At 70.2% G+C, this 16658-nt stretch carries 17 protein-coding genes; 7 read left to right on the top strand and 10 right to left on the bottom strand.

Features of this window, described 5'->3' with window-relative positions; translation table 11 throughout:
* Window position 1 precedes the first annotated feature (1 nt).
* Together JJL56_RS12130 and JJL56_RS12125 are read right to left on the bottom strand one after the other, a co-directional pair.
* A complete protein-coding gene (locus tag JJL56_RS12130; protein ID WP_200485248.1) occupies window positions 2-787 on the bottom strand; it encodes an SDR family oxidoreductase in 786 nt (261 codons plus the stop codon).
* Between the two features lie 73 nt (window positions 788-860).
* On the bottom strand, window positions 861-1817 hold the full coding sequence (locus JJL56_RS12125) for a DMT family transporter (protein WP_345772568.1): 957 nt from the start codon (window positions 1815-1817) through the stop codon (window positions 861-863).
* A 266-nt stretch (window positions 1818-2083) separates the two neighbouring features.
* Here JJL56_RS12125 and JJL56_RS12120 point away from each other — a divergent pair, with 266 nt between their 5' ends.
* Window positions 2084-2266 (top strand): hypothetical protein, encoded by a 183-nt coding sequence (locus JJL56_RS12120; RefSeq protein ID WP_145624339.1) that lies wholly within the window; start codon window positions 2084-2086, stop codon window positions 2264-2266.
* Between the two features lie 8 nt (window positions 2267-2274).
* Here JJL56_RS12120 and JJL56_RS12115 read toward each other — a convergent pair whose 3' ends face one another.
* The 3 genes from JJL56_RS12115 to JJL56_RS12105 form a co-directional block, all read right to left on the bottom strand.
* Window positions 2275-2571, bottom strand: coding sequence for a DUF1289 domain-containing protein (locus JJL56_RS12115; RefSeq protein WP_145624341.1), 297 nt, complete (start codon window positions 2569-2571; stop codon window positions 2275-2277).
* Window positions 2572-2662: 91 nt separating this feature from the next.
* Complete coding sequence (locus JJL56_RS12110) at window positions 2663-3007, bottom strand: hypothetical protein (protein ID WP_145624343.1); 345 nt, start codon at window positions 3005-3007, stop codon at window positions 2663-2665.
* 15 nt (window positions 3008-3022) lie between these two features.
* On the bottom strand, window positions 3023-4711 hold the full coding sequence (locus JJL56_RS12105; RefSeq protein ID WP_247890384.1) for a methyl-accepting chemotaxis protein: 1689 nt from the start codon (window positions 4709-4711) through the stop codon (window positions 3023-3025).
* Window positions 4712-5134: 423 nt separating this feature from the next.
* Here JJL56_RS12105 and JJL56_RS12100 point away from each other — a divergent pair, with 423 nt between their 5' ends.
* On the top strand, window positions 5135-5698 hold the full coding sequence (locus tag JJL56_RS12100) for a manganese efflux pump MntP (RefSeq protein ID WP_145624345.1): 564 nt from the start codon (window positions 5135-5137) through the stop codon (window positions 5696-5698).
* A gap of 26 nt (window positions 5699-5724) precedes the next feature.
* Here the strand turns inward: JJL56_RS12100 and JJL56_RS12095 are convergent, their stop codons facing one another.
* Window positions 5725-6150 (bottom strand): hypothetical protein, encoded by a 426-nt coding sequence (locus tag JJL56_RS12095; protein WP_145624347.1) that lies wholly within the window; start codon window positions 6148-6150, stop codon window positions 5725-5727.
* 91 nt (window positions 6151-6241) lie between these two features.
* Window positions 6242-6610, bottom strand: a complete 369-nt coding sequence (locus JJL56_RS12090) for a hypothetical protein (RefSeq protein ID WP_145624349.1) — start codon at window positions 6608-6610, stop codon at window positions 6242-6244.
* 283 nt (window positions 6611-6893) lie between these two features.
* On the opposite strand from JJL56_RS12090, the gene JJL56_RS12085 reads away from it, so the two are divergent.
* Complete coding sequence (locus JJL56_RS12085; RefSeq protein ID WP_145624351.1) at window positions 6894-7583, top strand: alpha/beta fold hydrolase; 690 nt, start codon at window positions 6894-6896, stop codon at window positions 7581-7583.
* 37 nt (window positions 7584-7620) lie between these two features.
* Here JJL56_RS12085 and JJL56_RS33080 read toward each other — a convergent pair whose 3' ends face one another.
* Window positions 7621-7800 carry a hypothetical protein gene (locus JJL56_RS33080; RefSeq protein WP_247889348.1) on the bottom strand — a complete coding sequence of 60 codons (180 nt, stop codon included), beginning with the start codon at window positions 7798-7800 and terminating at the stop codon, window positions 7621-7623.
* Window positions 7801-8056: 256 nt separating this feature from the next.
* On the opposite strand from JJL56_RS33080, the gene JJL56_RS12075 reads away from it, so the two are divergent.
* Together JJL56_RS12075 and JJL56_RS12070 are read left to right on the top strand one after the other, a co-directional pair.
* Window positions 8057-8878 (top strand): tellurite resistance TerB family protein, encoded by an 822-nt coding sequence (locus JJL56_RS12075; RefSeq protein WP_145624353.1) that lies wholly within the window; start codon window positions 8057-8059, stop codon window positions 8876-8878.
* Window positions 8879-9006: 128 nt separating this feature from the next.
* Window positions 9007-9600: an O-methyltransferase gene (locus JJL56_RS12070; protein ID WP_145624355.1), complete on the top strand. Its 594-nt coding sequence runs from the start codon at window positions 9007-9009 to the stop codon at window positions 9598-9600.
* Window positions 9601-9612: 12 nt separating this feature from the next.
* Here the strand turns inward: JJL56_RS12070 and JJL56_RS12065 are convergent, their stop codons facing one another.
* Both JJL56_RS12065 and JJL56_RS12060 read right to left on the bottom strand, forming a co-directional pair.
* Complete coding sequence (locus tag JJL56_RS12065; protein ID WP_200485247.1) at window positions 9613-13023, bottom strand: acyl-[ACP]--phospholipid O-acyltransferase; 3411 nt, start codon at window positions 13021-13023, stop codon at window positions 9613-9615.
* Between the two features lie 3 nt (window positions 13024-13026).
* Window positions 13027-13608: a TetR/AcrR family transcriptional regulator gene (locus JJL56_RS12060; RefSeq protein ID WP_145624359.1), complete on the bottom strand. Its 582-nt coding sequence runs from the start codon at window positions 13606-13608 to the stop codon at window positions 13027-13029.
* Window positions 13609-13783: 175 nt separating this feature from the next.
* Here JJL56_RS12060 and JJL56_RS12055 point away from each other — a divergent pair, with 175 nt between their 5' ends.
* Together JJL56_RS12055 and JJL56_RS12050 are read left to right on the top strand one after the other, a co-directional pair.
* A complete protein-coding gene (locus JJL56_RS12055) occupies window positions 13784-14956 on the top strand; it encodes a M20 aminoacylase family protein (protein ID WP_145624362.1) in 1173 nt (390 codons plus the stop codon).
* Window positions 14957-15331: 375 nt separating this feature from the next.
* The gene (locus JJL56_RS12050) at window positions 15332-16657 is read left to right on the top strand and encodes an NAD(P)/FAD-dependent oxidoreductase (RefSeq protein ID WP_145624364.1); all 1326 of its coding nucleotides are present in this window, start codon (window positions 15332-15334) and stop codon (window positions 16655-16657) included.
* Window position 16658 lies beyond the last annotated feature (1 nt).

Here is a 16658-nt window from a genome sequence, read left to right as displayed (position 1 = left end):
CTCAACCGATCAGCAGGGATTCGGCGCCGTCGATCCAGACGGGGGTGCCGGTGATGTGCTTCGACCGGTCCGACGCCAGAAACAGGGCCAGCTCCGCCACGTCGGCGCTGCTGCCCGGCTTGCCGCGGGTCAGCGGGATTTCGCCGTCGGGATACTCGGCGGCCTCCTCGGCCTTCTCGGTGTTGCGCGACTGGGTGTTGTCCTGGATCGCGGTGTCGATCATCCCCGGACAGATGGCGTTGACGCGGATGCGGTGTTTGGCAAGCTCCAGCGCCAGCATCTGGACCATGGCGACCTGCGCCGCCTTGGTGCAGGAATAGGCGGTGGCCCCGGCGTTGCTGAACACTCGCGTGCCGTTGATCGAGGCGGTCACCAGCACCGACCCGCCGCCCGCCGTCTTCAGATGCGGCACCGCGTGGTGCAGCGTCAGGTAGGTGCCGCGCAGGTTGATGTTGATGGTGCGGTCCCATTCCTCCGGAGTCAGCTCGTCGATGGGCGCCCAAACGCCGTTGATCCCGGCGTTGGCGAAAACGATGTCCAGCCGCCCGTATTCCTGGACCAGCCGGTCCACCGCCCGCTTCACCGCCTCGCTGTCGGCGACGTCGGCGACCAGGGGGATGGCCTTGCCGCCCGCCGCGGTGATCTCCTCCGCCGTCTTGCGGATCTCGTCCTCGGTGCGGCTGAGCACGCCGACGCTCGCTCCGGCGCTGGCGAACAGGATGGCCGACGCCTTGCCGATGCCCGACCCCGCCCCGGTGATGAGGGCGACTTTTCCGTTCAAATCCATGATGAAGCCGGCTCCGCTGCTTGTGCTGGGACAGCAGAGCCAACCGATGGGGACCGGGGCGGTTCCCGTCTTTCTACACGCCTGCGGCGGGGGCGCGGCGGTTCACCAGCCAGATGCCGGCGCAGACCAGCAGCATCGCCGCGGCGAGGCTGGCGCTGACCCGCTCGCCCAGCAGCAGGGCGCCGGACAGCACGCCGAACAGCGGCGTCAGGAAGGTGAAGGCCGAGAGGCGGGCCGCCGGGTAGCGGGCGACCAGCCAGAACCAGGCGAGGTAGGAGGCGAAGGCCACCACCACGATCTGGAAGGCGAGGCAGAGCAGCGCCAGCGGGCCGGGCGCGGTCACCCCCGCCTCCCCCATCAGAAGCGAGGCAGCCGGCATCATCGCCCCGGACACGGCGAGCTGGTAGAACAGCACCTTGGTCGAGCTGGCCCGGACCAGCTTGCTGCCCTTGATCACCAAGGTGGTGGCCGCCCACAGCACCGCCGCCGCCAGCACCATCAGATCGCCGATCATCTCGCGGTTCGTCGGCAGGCGCAGCCCGTCGGCGAAGGCCACCGCCACACCGACGAAGGCGCAGGCCAGTCCGGCCGCCTGGACGCCGCGCATCCGCTCCCCCGGCAGCAGCAGATGCGCGCCGACCGACACCAGGAAGGGTGCGGTGTAGAGGAACAGGATGCTGCGCGACACCGTGGTGTAGGACAGCCCGGCATAGACCAGCAGGAACTCCCCGGCGAACAGCAGCCCGGCCAGCAGGCCCAGCCCAAGAGTCCCGTCCCGCTCGAACAGGCGCATGCCGCGCAGCGCCGCCCAGGCCCACAGCAGCGCCAGCGCGCCCAGCGAGCGCAACCCGCCCTGGAGCACCGGCGAGAATCCGGTCATGGCGACCTTGATGGCGACCTGCTGCAAGCCCCAGAGCAGACAGAGCAGAACCAGAGTGGCGGAGGCGCCGCCGTCCAGCTCCGCGCGGCGTTCGGTCATGGCGATGGCGGTCATGATGTTGGCTGCGGTGGCGCGGCGGTCTGTCGCCACCCCTCACCGCATGTCCTCCCCGTTTTCTTGCTTCGGCACACAGAATGGGGCGGCGCCGGGAAGCCGGTCAACGAACGCCTGCGAAGGGCTGACCCGCGCCGGGGAGCGATGGCCCGAACGCACTTTTGTGCAATGCGGTACGCAGGCATGCCCACAATGCGCAGCTCACCGCCGTCCCGAGGTTCATATTGAACGGGCAATTGACGACGGCGCCAATGTGGCGCTCGCCAATTTCATGACAAGTTCACACGACAGAAGGAATGGACGTGATCCACAAGATCATGGACAAGATCGACCGCGTCATCGCCCAGAAGCGCGAGGCCGGCGAACTTGATGCTTGGCTGTCCAACGGTACCGCTCGCCGTTACTGCCAGGAACTGACGGTTTCACAGAAGCACTATTATCCCGCCCTGCTGCTGTATGTGGAACGGCACGCCGGGATCGGGTGAGGCGGCGGTCACTCCGCCGCTTTGGCGGACGGCCCCTCCAGTTCCAAACGACGGGCGCGCAGGGTGGCGAGCTTCGCCTCAATCTTGCGGATTTTCCTGTCGAGCTTCTTCGCGCGCCTGCCGTCCTTCTTGGAGATGGTGCCGCCGCGCGCGGCGATGCGGGCGTTGATCGCCGCCTTCGTCTCGTCCGGCAGGCGCTTCCAATGCTTCACCTCCGCGCGGGTGCGGAAGCAGCCCATGCAGCGGTCCGCCGCGTCGTAGCGGCAGAGCTTCGTGCAGGGATTGCGGGTGTCGTGCGTGCTCATAGCGCCATAGGATGGGTGCGGCAGGGACGTTGGAAAAGCCCCGGCCGCCCCGTCCTGCGGGCGTTTCTCAAAAAAGGCGGGTTTCAAACGATCAGGGGGTCACGCGCCCGGACAGGCAGGACGCCCGCGCCCGCTCGTCCACCGCCGCCGCGGCGGCGCTGGCCGCACCCTCCCCGCCATAGAGCGCGATGGGAAGCGGCCGGCCGGTGGCCCCGCCCTCCTTGCGGTGCCAGGACAGGATGCAGGAGCAGACCCGCACCGCCGCCTCCGTGGAGCCGGTGTTCCGCGCGGCGAAGGGGCTGGCCTCGCAGGCCGCCAGGAAATCCCGGTTCGCGTCGGTCCGCCCGCCGTCCGGCGGGTCGCCGCTGAACACCAGCAGGGCCGCCAGCGACGCGAAGAAGAACACGAACAGCAGCGAACGCGGGTTGCGGAACACGGACTACCCCTCCCGTCAGGCCGAACGGATTTGGCGCAGGAACGCGCCGGCCTGCTCGCGCAGGGCCAGCGCCTGCCGGCCCAGATCGGCGGCGGCGGACCGCACCTCCGACGCCATGGTGCCGGTCTCGTGCGCGGAGGCCGACACGTCGCGGACGCTGTGGGTCACCTCCGACGTACGGTCGGCGGCGCGCTGGACGCTGCGGGCGATCGCGCCGGTGGTGGCATTCTGGCGGTCGGCGGACTCGGCGATGCGGCCGACCAGATCGCTGACCGCGACGACCGAGCGCCCGATGCCGCCGATGGCCGTCACCGCGCTGCCGGTCACCGCCTGGATTTCCGCGACCTGCTGGGCGATCTCGTCGGTCGCCTTGGCCGTCTGGTTGGCGAGGCCCTTCACCTCGTTGGCGACGACGGCGAAGCCCTTGCCGGCCTCCCCCGCCCGCGCCGCCTCGATGGTGGCGTTCAGCGCCAGCAGGTTGGTCTGCGCCGCGATGCTTTGGATCAGCGTCACCACCTCGCCGATCTTGCCGGCGGCGGCGGCGAGCCCTTCCACCGTGTGGTTGGTGCGTTCCACCTCCTCAACCGCGTTGCGGACCATGCGGGAGGATTCGTCGATCTGGCGGGACACCTCGACGATGGAGGCCGTCAGCTCCTCGGTGGCGCCGGCCACGGTCCGCACGTCGTCGCTCGCCTCGCCCGCAGCGCCGCTGACCGCGGCGGCCTGCCCGCTGCTGCTCTCGGCGATGCCATGGAGGCGCTGGGCGTTGGATTCGAGCTGGGCCGTGGTGGCGCTCAGCGTCTCGACGACGCTCAGCATCGTCCCTTCGAAGGAACGGGCGACCGACTCCAGCGCGTCGCGGCGGTCCCGCTCGGCGCGGGCGCGCTCCTCCGCCTGGGCGGCGTCGAGCCGGGCGACCCGCTGTGCGTTCTCCTTGAAGACGCTCAATGCCTGGGCCATGCCGCCGATCTCGTCCTTGCGGTCCAGCGCCGGGACGGCGACCGACAGGTTCCCCGCCGCCAGCTGCTCCATGGCGCCGCGCATGGTGGTCAGCGGACGGAAGATGCGCCGCGACACCAGCAGGCAGCCGCCGGCCACCAGAAGCGTCACCACGGCGCCGAGTCCGCCGATCATCGTCTGGGTGTCGCGGATCGGGGCGAAGAACTCCACCTTCGGCACGCCGACATAGAGCACGCCGACCACCGTGCCGGACCGGTCCTTGATCGGGTCGTAGGCGGTGTAGAAGGGAACGCCCAGGATGTCGGCCTGCCCGCGGTACGGCTCGCCCCGCACCAGCACGGCGTCATAGACCGGCCCCTTGGCCAGCTTGGTGCCGACGGCCCGCGCCCCATCCGGCTTCTGGACGTTGGTGGTGACGCGGGTGTCACCCATGAACAGCGTGGCGGTGCCGCCGACCAGCGTCTTCACGCGGTCGACCGGCTCGAAGAAGCCGTTCAACGCCCGGTCGCCGGCGTAGAGCGTGCCGTCGCGGACGCTGATGTCGCGCCCATACTGGTTCAGCACGTCCCAAGCGACGCGCATGTTGGTTTCCTGCCGCTCGACCGCCATGCGCTCGGCATAACGGCTCAGCAACGTTTCGTTGACCAAAAAGGTGACGCCCGTCAACAGCGCCAATCCACCGACACACAGCGACACCGTCTTGCCCGAAAGCGACAGCGAGCCGACCCCCGTCAGCAACCCCATGACGAACCCCCGCGCCCAATGATGCCCATTGAATCCAAGCGTTTCGTACCCCAACGAACCGCACCGGCATAAAGGCGTCAGAGGCTCTTAACAAATCGTTCCGCGTTGCACCATGCTCCGTCCAGGGCGGCGCGCAGCCATGCCTTTTTAGAGCGATTCAAATATATATGAACACCTATTCATATAGATTGACACCCAGACTTACCGGCGTTAGGGTCGGCCCCGTCATTGGGGAGTAGCCACCCTCCGTCGAGAGGGGCGCGTGCCAACAGACTCGGGACCGTCCTGCATCAGGCCGTCCCGTGGCGCGCGCGGCAGCCGGACAGCGTCCGGCCGGTTCGGCAAGACCGATGGTGCGGACGCTCCCGAAGGCCAACCGGGTGCAGACGTGCTGTCGTGTCCGTTTGGCCGGAGCCTGTTGCCATGTTCGGTGCCACCTCCCTCGTCCTCGCCGTCAGCCTCTCCATGGACAGCTTCGCCGCGGCGCTCGGTCGCGGCGCCGTTCAGAAGCGTCCCGGCCTGTCGGAGGCCTTGCGCGTCGGCTTCGCCTTCGGCGCCTGCCAGCTGTCGATGGCCGCCATCGGCTGGGCGGTGGGTTCGGCCTTCGCCGGCTTCGTCCAGGCGGTGGATCACTGGATCGCCTTCGGCCTGCTGCTGATGATCGGCGGCTCGATGATCCGCAATGCGCTTGCCGGAGAGAAGGATGACGAGGCGGCGGCCACCCGGTCGGGCTGGCTGGCCCTGCTGACCGTGGCGGTGGCGACCAGCATCGACGCCAGCGCGGTCGGGGTCGGCCTCGCCATGGCGGATGTGAACATCGCGGTGACCGCCAGCCTGATCGGCGTCGTCACCTTCCTGATGGGCTTCGGCGGCGTCCTGCTGGGCCGGGCCGCGGGCCCGCTGCTGGGCCGCCGGGCGGAACTGATCGGTGGCCTCGGCCTGCTCGCCATCGGCACCAAGATCCTGGTCGAGCACACCCTGCTGTAACGTCCAATCTTCGGCGGTCGCTGCCCTCAGGCGGCGACGGCGTGGCTGGTGTGGCCGGCGGCGGCGGCGGCCACCGTCTGGGCGATCAGGCCCGGACGCTCCTGAACCCGGTCGCAGACGGCGCTGAAGTCGATGGACAGCGCCCGCTCACCGCGGTCGCTCAATTCGCCGCAGCGCCGCCCGGCATGCTCCAGCGTCGCCACGGCGGCCCGGATGACCCCGGCCGCGATCTTCAACCGGCTGGCCCGCGTGGCCTCGGCGATGCGCGGTTCGTTCTGCGCCAGCCAGTGGGACAGCCCTTGTGCCGCCAGCGCGAACTCCCGCTCCAGCGCCGCCGGGTCGCACAGCACGGCACCGTCGGGCAGATGCAGCCGGCCGTTGGCCGACGGGAGCGACAACGCCGCCGCGATGATCGCGGAGGCCAGCTCCTGCCCGGAAAATGGCGTCGTCATACAATCGCTCATCATGCAGGCGTTCATCATACAAGCGTTCATCGATTCGCTCTCCAGCAGGACCCGGCGCCCGGTCAGGGCACGGACAAGGTCAGGGCACGGACAATTGCGCGCGGGCCATGCCACCGTGCAGCGTGTCGAAGCAGACCACGCACTCCGGCGAGTCGGCGATGTAGGCCAGAACGTCCGCGTAGGGACCGTCGATGTGGATGAGTTCCGCGCCGCGATCCTCCGCCGCCCCCCGGCTGTGGGTGATCGTCAGCATGTCCATGCGCGGGCCGCGCCCGCCGGTGGTCGCCGCCAGCACCGCGGCCCGCTGCCGGTGATCAGAATGGCGATGATCGGACGGCCGGTGATCGGGGCGCAGGGCGACCACGACGCCGGCGGGAGCGGCATCGTCGGCGCCGCGGACGGCGTTCGAGCGGCTTCCGGGACGGACGGCGGAAAGGGTCTTGACCATGGCTCACCTCAAGGGCTCGGGCTGGCGATACGGATGGACGGTCTGGCTTGGCGGAAGGGACGGACAATCGCCCCGCCTCACTGTTGGTATACCGTATCCCAGAACAATCTTAGTCTCAAGAGCGATTTTGCGAAATTTTCATCCCGCTCCGCAGCAAGACACCCTTTGACCTCAGCGTCGGCGTGGCTTTTCCGCAGGGAGGAAAAGCGAAGGCTCCGCGCTGGACAGGCGGGCGTGGTCGTGGTCAGAGGATAGGGTCGGTCACTGTCACGGGAATCGGTCCATGGACCCGGTCGCCACTTCCGTCATCCTCGTCCACGGCGCTTTCGCCGACGGCTCCGCCTGGAGCCGCGTGATCCCCCTGCTCCAGGCCCAGGGGCTGGAGGCGATCGCCGTACAGAATCCGCTGACCTCGCTGGAGGAGGATGCCGCCCACGTCCAGCGCGCCATCGACCGCGCCAAGGGGCCGGTGGTGCTGGTCGGCCATTCCTGGGGCGGGGCGGTGATCACCCAGATCGGGAATCAGGACAAGGTGAAGGCGCTGGTCTATGTGGCGGCCTTCGCGCCGGGGATCGGCCAGTCGCCGAACGACACGCTGAAGCCCTTCCCGCCCTCGCCCGGCCTGTCCAGCGTGTCGATGGACCGCACCGGCTATCTGCATCTGCCGGCGGAGAGTCTGGCGGCGAACTTCGCCCAGGATGTGCCGGCGGCGGAGGCGGCGCTGCTGGCCGCGACCCAGGGGCCGGTCCATGCCGGCTGCTTCCGCACGCGGGTGACCGCCGCGGCGTGGGAGCATAAACCATCCTGGTACATCGTCGCCAGCGAGGACCGGATGCTTCCCCCGGCCTTCCTGCGGGCGACCGCCGAACGCATCGGCGCGCGGACGGTGGAGGTCGGGGCCAGCCACATCCCTCACGCCTCCCGGCCCGACGCGGTGGCGGCGGTGATCATCGAGGCGGCGGGCGCCCGCTGACGGGCACCCGACCGCTCTCGGTCATAACATCACGGCATCATCCGGCGGCGCAGCAGCAGGCGGGCTCCGGATCGGACTCGTCGTCGTTCGCGGCGACGCAGCCGTGCGCCGTGCCCAGCAGGCGGTGGAGATAGTCGTTCCACAGCGACCCGCAGGCCGGAGCCGACGGCGGCGACGTTTGTGGCAGAGGTGGCTCCGCGTTCCGGTCGAAGGTCATGGGCGTCTCCTCCAAAATGCCGCCTGCCGACCGGCAGGCGTCGGCGCTTGCTGCGCTCTGATGCGCGCCAAGATAGCGGAAGCCGGCGCGCCACACAGCCTGTTCGAAAGCCACCCCACCTCCGGCATAGAGGCCGTCATAGAAGACGGATCGGCTGGTCAGGCCCATCATCGGCACCGATAGCTGTGCCGTGACGCCGAACCCTTTCGTCTGTTGATGAGGCGCGAAGCTGCATCGACAAGGAGAGAGGCGCGTCATGGCGAATCTACAGAACATTCTCGGCACCCTTCTGGCGACCGGCATGGGAGGGCACAGCCGCAGGAGCGCGCAGGATCTGGGCTCGATCCTGAACCGGTCGGGGATGGGCTCGGGGCCGGCGATGCACGCCCGCGGCGGCATGGGGGTCGGCCCCATGGCCGGGCTGGGCGCGCTGGCCTACCTCGCCTACCGCGCCTATCAGGAGCGTCAGCAGAATATGCCACCGTCGGGGCAGCCATCCTCCGGACAAGCACCGGCCCGCTCCGAGCAGCCGGGCGCCAGCCCGTGGGGTGCTCCGCCGACCGGCTCGGGCAACACGCCGGGGGGCATCCTGGGCGGCATCCTCGGTGGGGCCGGCGCTTCCGGCGGCGGATCGCTGGGCGAGCGGCTGTCCCAGGTCTTCCAACAGCGCTCCGCCCCTTCCCCTGACGCGACCCCGTCGGGGTCCGGCGAGGGCGCCTTTCCCGAACTCGCCATGGAGGACCAGCACGCCCTGCTGCTGATCCGCGCCATGATCGCCGCCGCCAACGCCGACGGCGAGATTTCCGCGGCCGAGCGCCAGCGCGTCATGTCCGCACTGGACGAGGCCGGCGGAGGCCCGGAGGAACGGCGGATCGTGGAGCAGGAGCTGTCCCAGCCGCAATCGCTCGACTCGCTGGTCCGCTCCGTCACCGACCCGGACATGGCGGAGCAGGTCTATCTGGCGTCGCTGATGGCGGTGGACCGCGACCATGAGGCGGAACGCGCCTATCTCACCTACCTCGCCACCCGCCTGAAGATCGCCCCGCAACGGGCGGAGCAGCTCAACCAGGCGGCGTGACGGCTCCAACCGCGATGCCCCTCCCGCCGCAGGGCGGGCGGGGGCCTTCCGTTGACCGCAGCCTATTGACCCTGCGGCCACAAGGGGCGCAGGGTCTTGGCCGTACCTCCGCCACCGGGACCCACGCCATGCTGCTGGATGACGCCATCGACCGCGTGCTCCGCGATCTCGAAAGCTATGGGCGCGACAACGACGCACGCGAGGGCGACCGCGCCCGCAAGATGCTGAATCTGGAGCGCGAGACGGCGGAGCTGCTGCACGTCCTGGTGCGCAGCGGACGCCGCCGCCGGGTGCTGGAGATCGGCACCTCCAACGGAGTCAGCACCCTATGGCTTGCCGCGGCGTTGCAGGCCGTCGGCGCCACGGAACCGCTGACCAGCGTCGAGCGCGATCCGGGCAAGAGCGCCCAGGCCGCCACCAACCTGGAGCGCGCCGGGCTGGCCAGCCGCGTCAACCTGCTGGTCGGCGACGCGACGGAGACGGTGGCCGGGCTGGACGGCCCCTTCGACTGCGTGTTCTTCGACGCCGACCGCTGGAGCGCCCCGGAGCAGTTGCGTCTTCTGCTGCCGAAGCTGGCGCCGGATTGCCTGCTGCTGGCCGACAACGCCCTGTCCCATCCACAGGAGATCGCCGGCTACATCGCGGCGGTGGAGGCCCTGCCCGGCTTCGGCTCCACCGTCTTCCCGGTGGGCAAGGGGCTGCACGTCGCCTGCCGCCCCTGACCCTGCCGGTCCTCAGGCCGTCTCGCTCGCCAGCATTTCCGCGGCCAGCCGGCTGACGGCGGGGTAATCGGTCTTGCCGGTGCCGAGCAGGGGGATCGTCTCCACCCGGAGCACGTCGCGGGGAATGGCGATCTCCGGCGCGCCCTTGGCCTTGGCCGCCGCCGCCAGCGCGTCGCGGGTCAGACCGGTGCCGGCGGTGACCAGCACGATCCGCTCGCCGCGCCGGGCGTCCGGCAGGGCGATGGCGGCGTGAGCGGCCTCCGGTTCGGCCTGGACCGCCAGTTCCTCGACCAGCCCCAGCGGGACCATCTCGCCGGCCACCTTGGCGAACCGCCTGACGCGCCCGACGATGCGGATGAAGCCATCGGCGTCGATGTTCACGATGTCGCCGGTGTCGTGCCAGCCGTCCTCCGGCGGCTCCACCACGCCGGGGTTGTCGGCGCGCATGTAGCCCTTCATCACGTTCGGCCCGCGCACCCGCAACCGCCCGCCCACGGGCACGCCGGGGACCGGAAGCAGTTCCGTCTCGATGCCGGGCAGGGCCTGCCCGACCGTGCCGGGGCGGAAGCGGGCCGGCGTGTTGACCGCGATCACCGGCGACGTCTCGGTGGTGCCGTAGCCCTCCAGCAGATGCACGCGCAGCCGTTCCGTGTAGGTGCGGCGCGTCTCCTCCTGCAACCGCTCCGCCCCGGCGAAGACCAGCCGCAGCGAGCGGAAGTCGTAGGGGTCCGCCGCCCGCGCCCAGGCGTTCAGGAAGAAATCCGTGCCGAACAGCACCGTGGCGTTGGTCTGGTAGACCAGTTCCGGAATCAGCCGGACGTGGCGCGGGTTGGGGTAGAGCACCGTCTTCACCCCGTTCAGGATCGGCAGCAGCATGCCGCCGAGCAGCCCGAAGGAATGGAAGACCGGCAGGCAGTTGAACACCACGTCCTGCCGCGTGAAATCGACGACGGAGGCCACCTGCGCCATGTTGGCGAGCAGGTTGTCATGGGTCAGCGCCACGCCCTTGGGCGGGCCCTCCGACCCCGAGGTGAAGAGGATCGCCGCCACGTCGTCCGGCTGGCCCTGCGGGGGCAGGAAGCGCTCCGGCGCCACCGACGCGGCCAGGGCACGCAGCTTGTCGCCGATGCCCAGCCCGCGCTTCACGTCCTCCAGATAAATGATGGTGTATTCGGCGGCCAGAGCCTCCAACAGCGGGCCGAGCCGTCCCATCTCCACGAAGCGGGCCGACGTGACGATGCGGCGCAGCCCGGCGGCGCGGCAGGCCGCCTTCACGGCCTCCGCTCCGGCGGTGAAGTTCAGCATCGCCGCGGGCCGCCCGTGGGCCGCCAGCCCGAAGAAGACCGCCGCGGTCGGCGAGGCGGTCGGCAGCAGCACCCCAACCGCCTCCCCCGGCTCGGTGCCGCGGGCCAGGATGCGGCCCAGCACTAGGGAGCGCGCGGTCAGGGCGCGGTAGCACAGCATCGTGAAATCACCGTCCTGAACCGCCGCCTTGCCCCAGCCGGTCTTCCGCCCGGCCTCCAGCAGGGCGAGCGCCAGCGTGTCGGGCCGCTGCCCGGCGGCGAAGACGGTCTCCGTCATGACGCGCGACAGCCAGGACTTCAGCGCCGCCCGCCGCGTCTTGCCGGCCAGCCCGGTCACGTCCGGGGTGGCGACCGGCGGCATGACCGTGATGGTGATGCGCGGGAACAGGCCCAGCCGCAGCCGCCCATGCATCCGCGACAGCAAGGAGCGCTGGGCGCCCTCGATGCAGACCGGCACGATGGGGCAGCCCGCCTTGTCGGCCAGCATGCCGGGGCCGCCGTTGATCTTCATCAGCGAGCCGGTGACGGTGATCCGCCCCTCCGGAAAGATGCAGATCTTGTGGCCCTCGGCCAGGGTGCGGGCGAGCAGGCGCGTGCCCATCGGCTTGGTCGGGTCGATGGTAACATGGTCGGCCAGCGCCAGGAAGGGCTTGGCCCAGGCCTGCTGCGCGATGAAGCTGTCCACGGCGAAGCGCATCCCCGGCAGGAAGGTGGCGAGCAGCGCGCCGTCGAGGAAGGACTGGTGGTTCGGCGTGACGACCGCCGCTCCCTCCAGCCGCTCCAGATGCTCGGCCCCGCGCAGCTCGACGCGGAAGGCCAGCCGGAAGAAGGCGCGGGCCAGCGCCCGCCCCATGCCCACCGCATCGATGGCGAGCGCCAGGACGACGGCGGCCAACATGCTCGCCCCGCCCCAGGCGGCGACGGTCAACGGCGTCACGCCCAGCGCCAGCATGGCCGCCGCGATGCCCGAGCCGACCACCATGAACAGCGCGTTGACCACGTTGGCCGCCGCGATCACCCGCGCGCGGGCCGAAACCGCCGCGCGATGCTGGATCAGCGCGTAGAGCGGCACGGCGAAGGCGCCGCCCGCCGCGGCGATCAGGAACAGGTCGGCCAGCAGCGGCATTGCCCAGGGCTGGGCCAGCAGCGCCAGCGCCGACAGCGGCTCCGCCGACGGAACGTCGGGCGTCAGGAAGGGCAGCGCCGCCCCGGCCACAGCCGCGACGAGGCCCGCCAGGGCGGCGCGGCGCGCGTCGGAGCGCGACGGCACCCGGTGCCCCAGCCCGGCATAGACCGAGCCGACCGCCACGCCGACAGCGAAGACCGCCAGCAGCAGGGTCGCCCCCTCGCTGTCGGTGCCCAGCGTTTCCCGCGCGATGGCCGGAAACTGCGCCATGACGACCGCGCCGACGCCCCAGAAGACGGAGATGCCGTAGATCGCCAGCATCGACACGCGGTCCTGCGCGGTGGCGCGCAGCACGCGCAGGGTGACCGACACCGGGTTCAGCCCGACGCGCACCGTCCGGTCGGCGTTGCCCGCGCGCGGGATCAGCAGCGACGCCGCCAGCCCGCCCAGCGCCGTCGCCCCCAGCAGCCCCGGAAGCGCCAGCGGATGGGCCAGCGCCAGCGAGCCGCCGGCGATGGTGCCGAGCAGAATCGCGACGAAGGTGCCCGCCTCCACCAGACCGTTGCCGGCGGTCAGCTCCTCCGGTTTCAGCAAATCGGGGAGCAGCCCGTACTTGACCGGCCCGAAGACGGTGGAATGGGCGCCCATGCCGACCAGCGCGACGATCAGCACGCCGAGGTCGGCGCGCATGATGCCCCAGGCGGCGATCGCCATCAGACCGATCTCCGCCACCTTCACGGCGCGGGCGATCAGCGTGCGGTCGAACCGGTCGGCCAATTGCCCGGCGGTCGCCGAGAACAGCAGGAAGGGGACGGTGAAGGCCGCCGCGGCGAGCGTCGAGACCAGCGCGCCGTCGCCCGCCGTCCCCGCCATGCCGTAGACCGCCAGGACCGCGATGGCGCCGCGCAGCACATTGTCGCCGAAGGCGCCAAGGAACTGCGTCACGAACAGCGGCAGGAAGCGCCGCGTGGCGAGAAGGCCCAGTTCGCTCATGCTTCAGGCTCCCTTTCCGGTGCACAGGCCGCGCAGCAGCGCGTCGGCGACCGTGTCGGCCAGCGTGCCGAGCGGGGCCGTCTGCCGTCCGTAAACGTGCGACTGGATGTTGAGGACGATGGCGCCGATGACGGTGTGAGCCAGAGCCTCGCGGTCGACATCGACGATGCTCCCCTCCGCGATGCCGTCGCCGACGATGGCGCAGACCACGTCCACCGGCGTTTCCAAACCGTCGGGCACCAGCGGCAGCGCGTCGTGCTGCGACAGCAGAAGGAAGCGCGCGCGGTCCGGCGCCGCCTCGGCCAGCCCGAAGGCCCAGGCGATGACGCGGCGCAGCCGCTCCGGCGCCGGACCGGTCCCCGCCGCCTCGCGCAGGTCGTGTGACAGGGCGGTGTATTCGGCGGCGAACAGGGCGGCGGCAAGATCCTCCTTGCTGGCCCAATGGCGGTACAGCGCTCCCTCCGACACCCCGGCGGCGCGGGCGATGTCCTTAATGGTGGTCGCCTTCACCCCCTTCTGGGCGAACAGCGCGATGGCGGCGTCCCGGACCTTGTTGCGTGCATCGTTGCGGACATCTTTGGACATGGCGTTCCCGTTCGTGACGGATATCATGAGTGAACGTTCACTCACATCCTGCACGGAACCGGGCCACCCTGCAAGGGTGATGTGACGGCACCGCATCGCCATGCGCTTTGCACCGCGGGTGCTTTTTTGGGCAAGATCGTTCGCACACACTCATGAAACACAGGGAATCAGGGACATGGTGAGGACGATCGACGGGACGGAGGCGCTGACGGCCGACATGACCGCGTGGCGGCGCGACCTGCACGCCCACCCGGAAACGGCCTTCGAGGAGGAGCGGACCAGCGATTTCGTCGCGGAGAAGCTGGCCTCCTTCGGGCTGGAGGTCCATCGCGGCCTCGCCAAGACCGGTGTGGTCGGCCTGCTGCGCAACGGCGAGGGGCCGGCGGTCGCCTTCCGCGCCGACATGGACGCCCTGCACATCCATGAGCAGACCAACCTGCCCCACGCCTCGCGCAATCCGGGGCGCATGCACGCCTGCGGGCATGACGGGCATACAGCGATGCTGCTGGGTGCGGCGCGCCACCTGTCAGCGCATCCGAACTTCCAGGGCACCATCGCCTTCGTCTTCCAGCCTGCGGAGGAGAATGAGGGCGGCGGGCGCGTGATGGTCGAGGAGGGGCTGTTCGAGAAATTCCCCGTCGAGCAGGTCTACGGCATGCACAACTGGCCGGGTCTGGAGGTCGGCAAGATCGCGCTGCGCCCCGGCCCGATCATGGCCGCATACGACATCTTCGAACTGACCCTGACCGGCAAGGGCACTCACGCCGCCATGCCCCATCTGGGCACCGACACGATTCTGGCCGGCACCCAGATCGTCAACGCCTGGCAGACCATCGCCAGCCGCAGCGTGCATCCCGTCGATTCCGCCGTGGTCAGCGTCACACAGTTCCACGCAGGCGACACGTGGAATGTCCTTCCCGCCACCGCCGTCCTGCGTGGAACCACCCGGACCTTCCGCAAGGAGGTGCAGGACATGGTGGAGCGGCGCATGGGCGAACTGGCCAAGGCCATCGCCGCCGGCTACGGGATCGAGGCGGAGCTGCGCTACGAGCGCCGCTACCCGTCCACGGTGAACGAGGCCGGGGCGACCGAACTGGCCCGGCGCGCCGCCGCCGGAGTCGTCGGCGAATTGGGGCTGGACCTCGACCCGATGCCCAGCATGGGGGCTGAGGATTTCGCCTTCATGCTGCAGCAGCGGCCCGGCTGCTACGTTTGGGTCGGCGCCGGGCCGTCGGACGGCGGGCGCAACCTGCACAGCCCGCATTACGACTTCAACGACGCGGTTCTGCCCATCGGCCTCAGCTATTGGGTGCGGCTGGCCGAAACGGTGCTGCCGCGCGCGGCGTGATGGTTATTGCACCCCATATTCCCTCTCCCCTCTGGGGAGAGGGTTAGGGTGAGGGGGTTGCGCTTGTGCCGAACGTTCCGCCACGCGCATCCCCCTCACCGGCTCTCAGCGGATGCCAGAGGCATCCGCCTGCCGCCGTCAGCGCTGGCTTTCAGCCAGCGCGAGAGGCCCTGCGGGCCACCCTCTCCCCAGAGGGGAGAGGGTTACAAAGGCAACCGCGTTCATTCCGGCACCTTTGTACAAACCATTCCTATCTCCCTATGGTTTGTGTATGAAACAGGAAAATTACCGCGCCCCGTCCATGGTAATTGCCCGAGTATGCAATTTGTCCCATGATCGGGCCGATTTCACCCGACAGACGTGGGACAAGGCACGGTGAAGGCGATAGAGAACAAGACCGGTGTTCCTGGAACCGGCGGCATCTGGCAGCGGCCCGACTCCCTGTGGGAGGCCACGGCCCCGCCGCCGCCGGCCCTTCCGGCGCTCAAACACGCGGTGGAAGCCGACCTGCTGGTGATCGGCGGCGGCTTCACCGGCCTGTCGGCGGCCCTGCACGCCGCCGAATCGGGCAAGCGCGCCGTCGTCCTGGAGGCGTCGGAGATCGGGCGCGGCGCGTCCGGGCGCAACAACGGGCAGGTCATCCCGACCCTGACCCGACCCGACCCCGAAGACCTCGTCGCCAAGTTCGGGCCGGAGCGGGGCGAACGCTTCGTCGCGCTGATCCGCGACAGCGCCGAGACCCTGTTCGCCCTGATCCGCCGTCTCGGCATCGACTGCGCGGCCGAGCAGACCGGCTGGGTGCAGCCGGTCCATTCGCCGGGCCGCATCGCCATCGCCGAACGGCGGGCCAAGCAGTGGGGCAGCCGCGGCGCTCCGGTGGAGCTTCTCGACCGCGCCGGCATTTCGGATCTGCTGGGCACCGACGCCTATTACGGCGGCTGGATGAACCGCAGCGGCGGCCACGTCAACCCGCTGGCGCTGGCCCGCGGGCTGGCCGGCAAGGCGGTCGAGGCCGGCGCGTCGGTCTATATCAACTCACCCGTCCTGTCGGTGGAGCGGCGCGGCGACCGCTGGGTCGCCCGCACGCCGGACGGCTCGGTGACCGCCCATGCCCTGGTGCTGGGCACCAACGGCTATGCCGCCGCCGTCTTCCCGGAGATCCGGACGGAGGTCGTGCCCGTCCTGTCCTGGCAGATGGCCACCCAGCCGCTGGACGAGGCGCAGCGGCGCAGCATCCTGCCCGGCCGTCAGGCCATGTCGGACACCCACGGCGACCTGCGCTTCATGCGCTACACCGCCGACCACCGGCTGGTCAGCGGCGGCGCGCTGCTGGTCCCCATCGACGGGGCAGACCGGCTGCGGCGCATCGTCGGCCTGCGGCTGGCCTCCATGTTCCCCACCCTGCGCGGGCTGCGGTTCGACCATGTGTGGAACGGGCGGATCGCCATGACCACCGACTACACTCCGCGGGTCCACCAGCTCGGCCCCAACGCCTTCACCTGGGCGGGCTGCAACGGGCGCGGCGTCGCCCTGTCCGTCTCGCTGGGGCGGGAGCTGGCCTACGCCGCGCTGGGCCGCGATCCGGCGGAGCTGGCGCTGCCGCTGACCGAGCCGCGTCCCCTGCCCTTCAACGACCTGCTGCAACGCATCGGGCCGTTCAAACTCCTGCAATACCGCTGGAACGACATCCGGGAAATCTGAC

The organism is Azospirillum aestuarii (assembly GCF_016632405.1).
Taxonomy (GTDB): domain Bacteria; phylum Pseudomonadota; class Alphaproteobacteria; order Azospirillales; family Azospirillaceae; genus Azospirillum; species Azospirillum aestuarii.
Note: the sequence above shows the minus strand (reverse complement) of the source record. Positions and strands in the feature narration are given on the sequence as shown.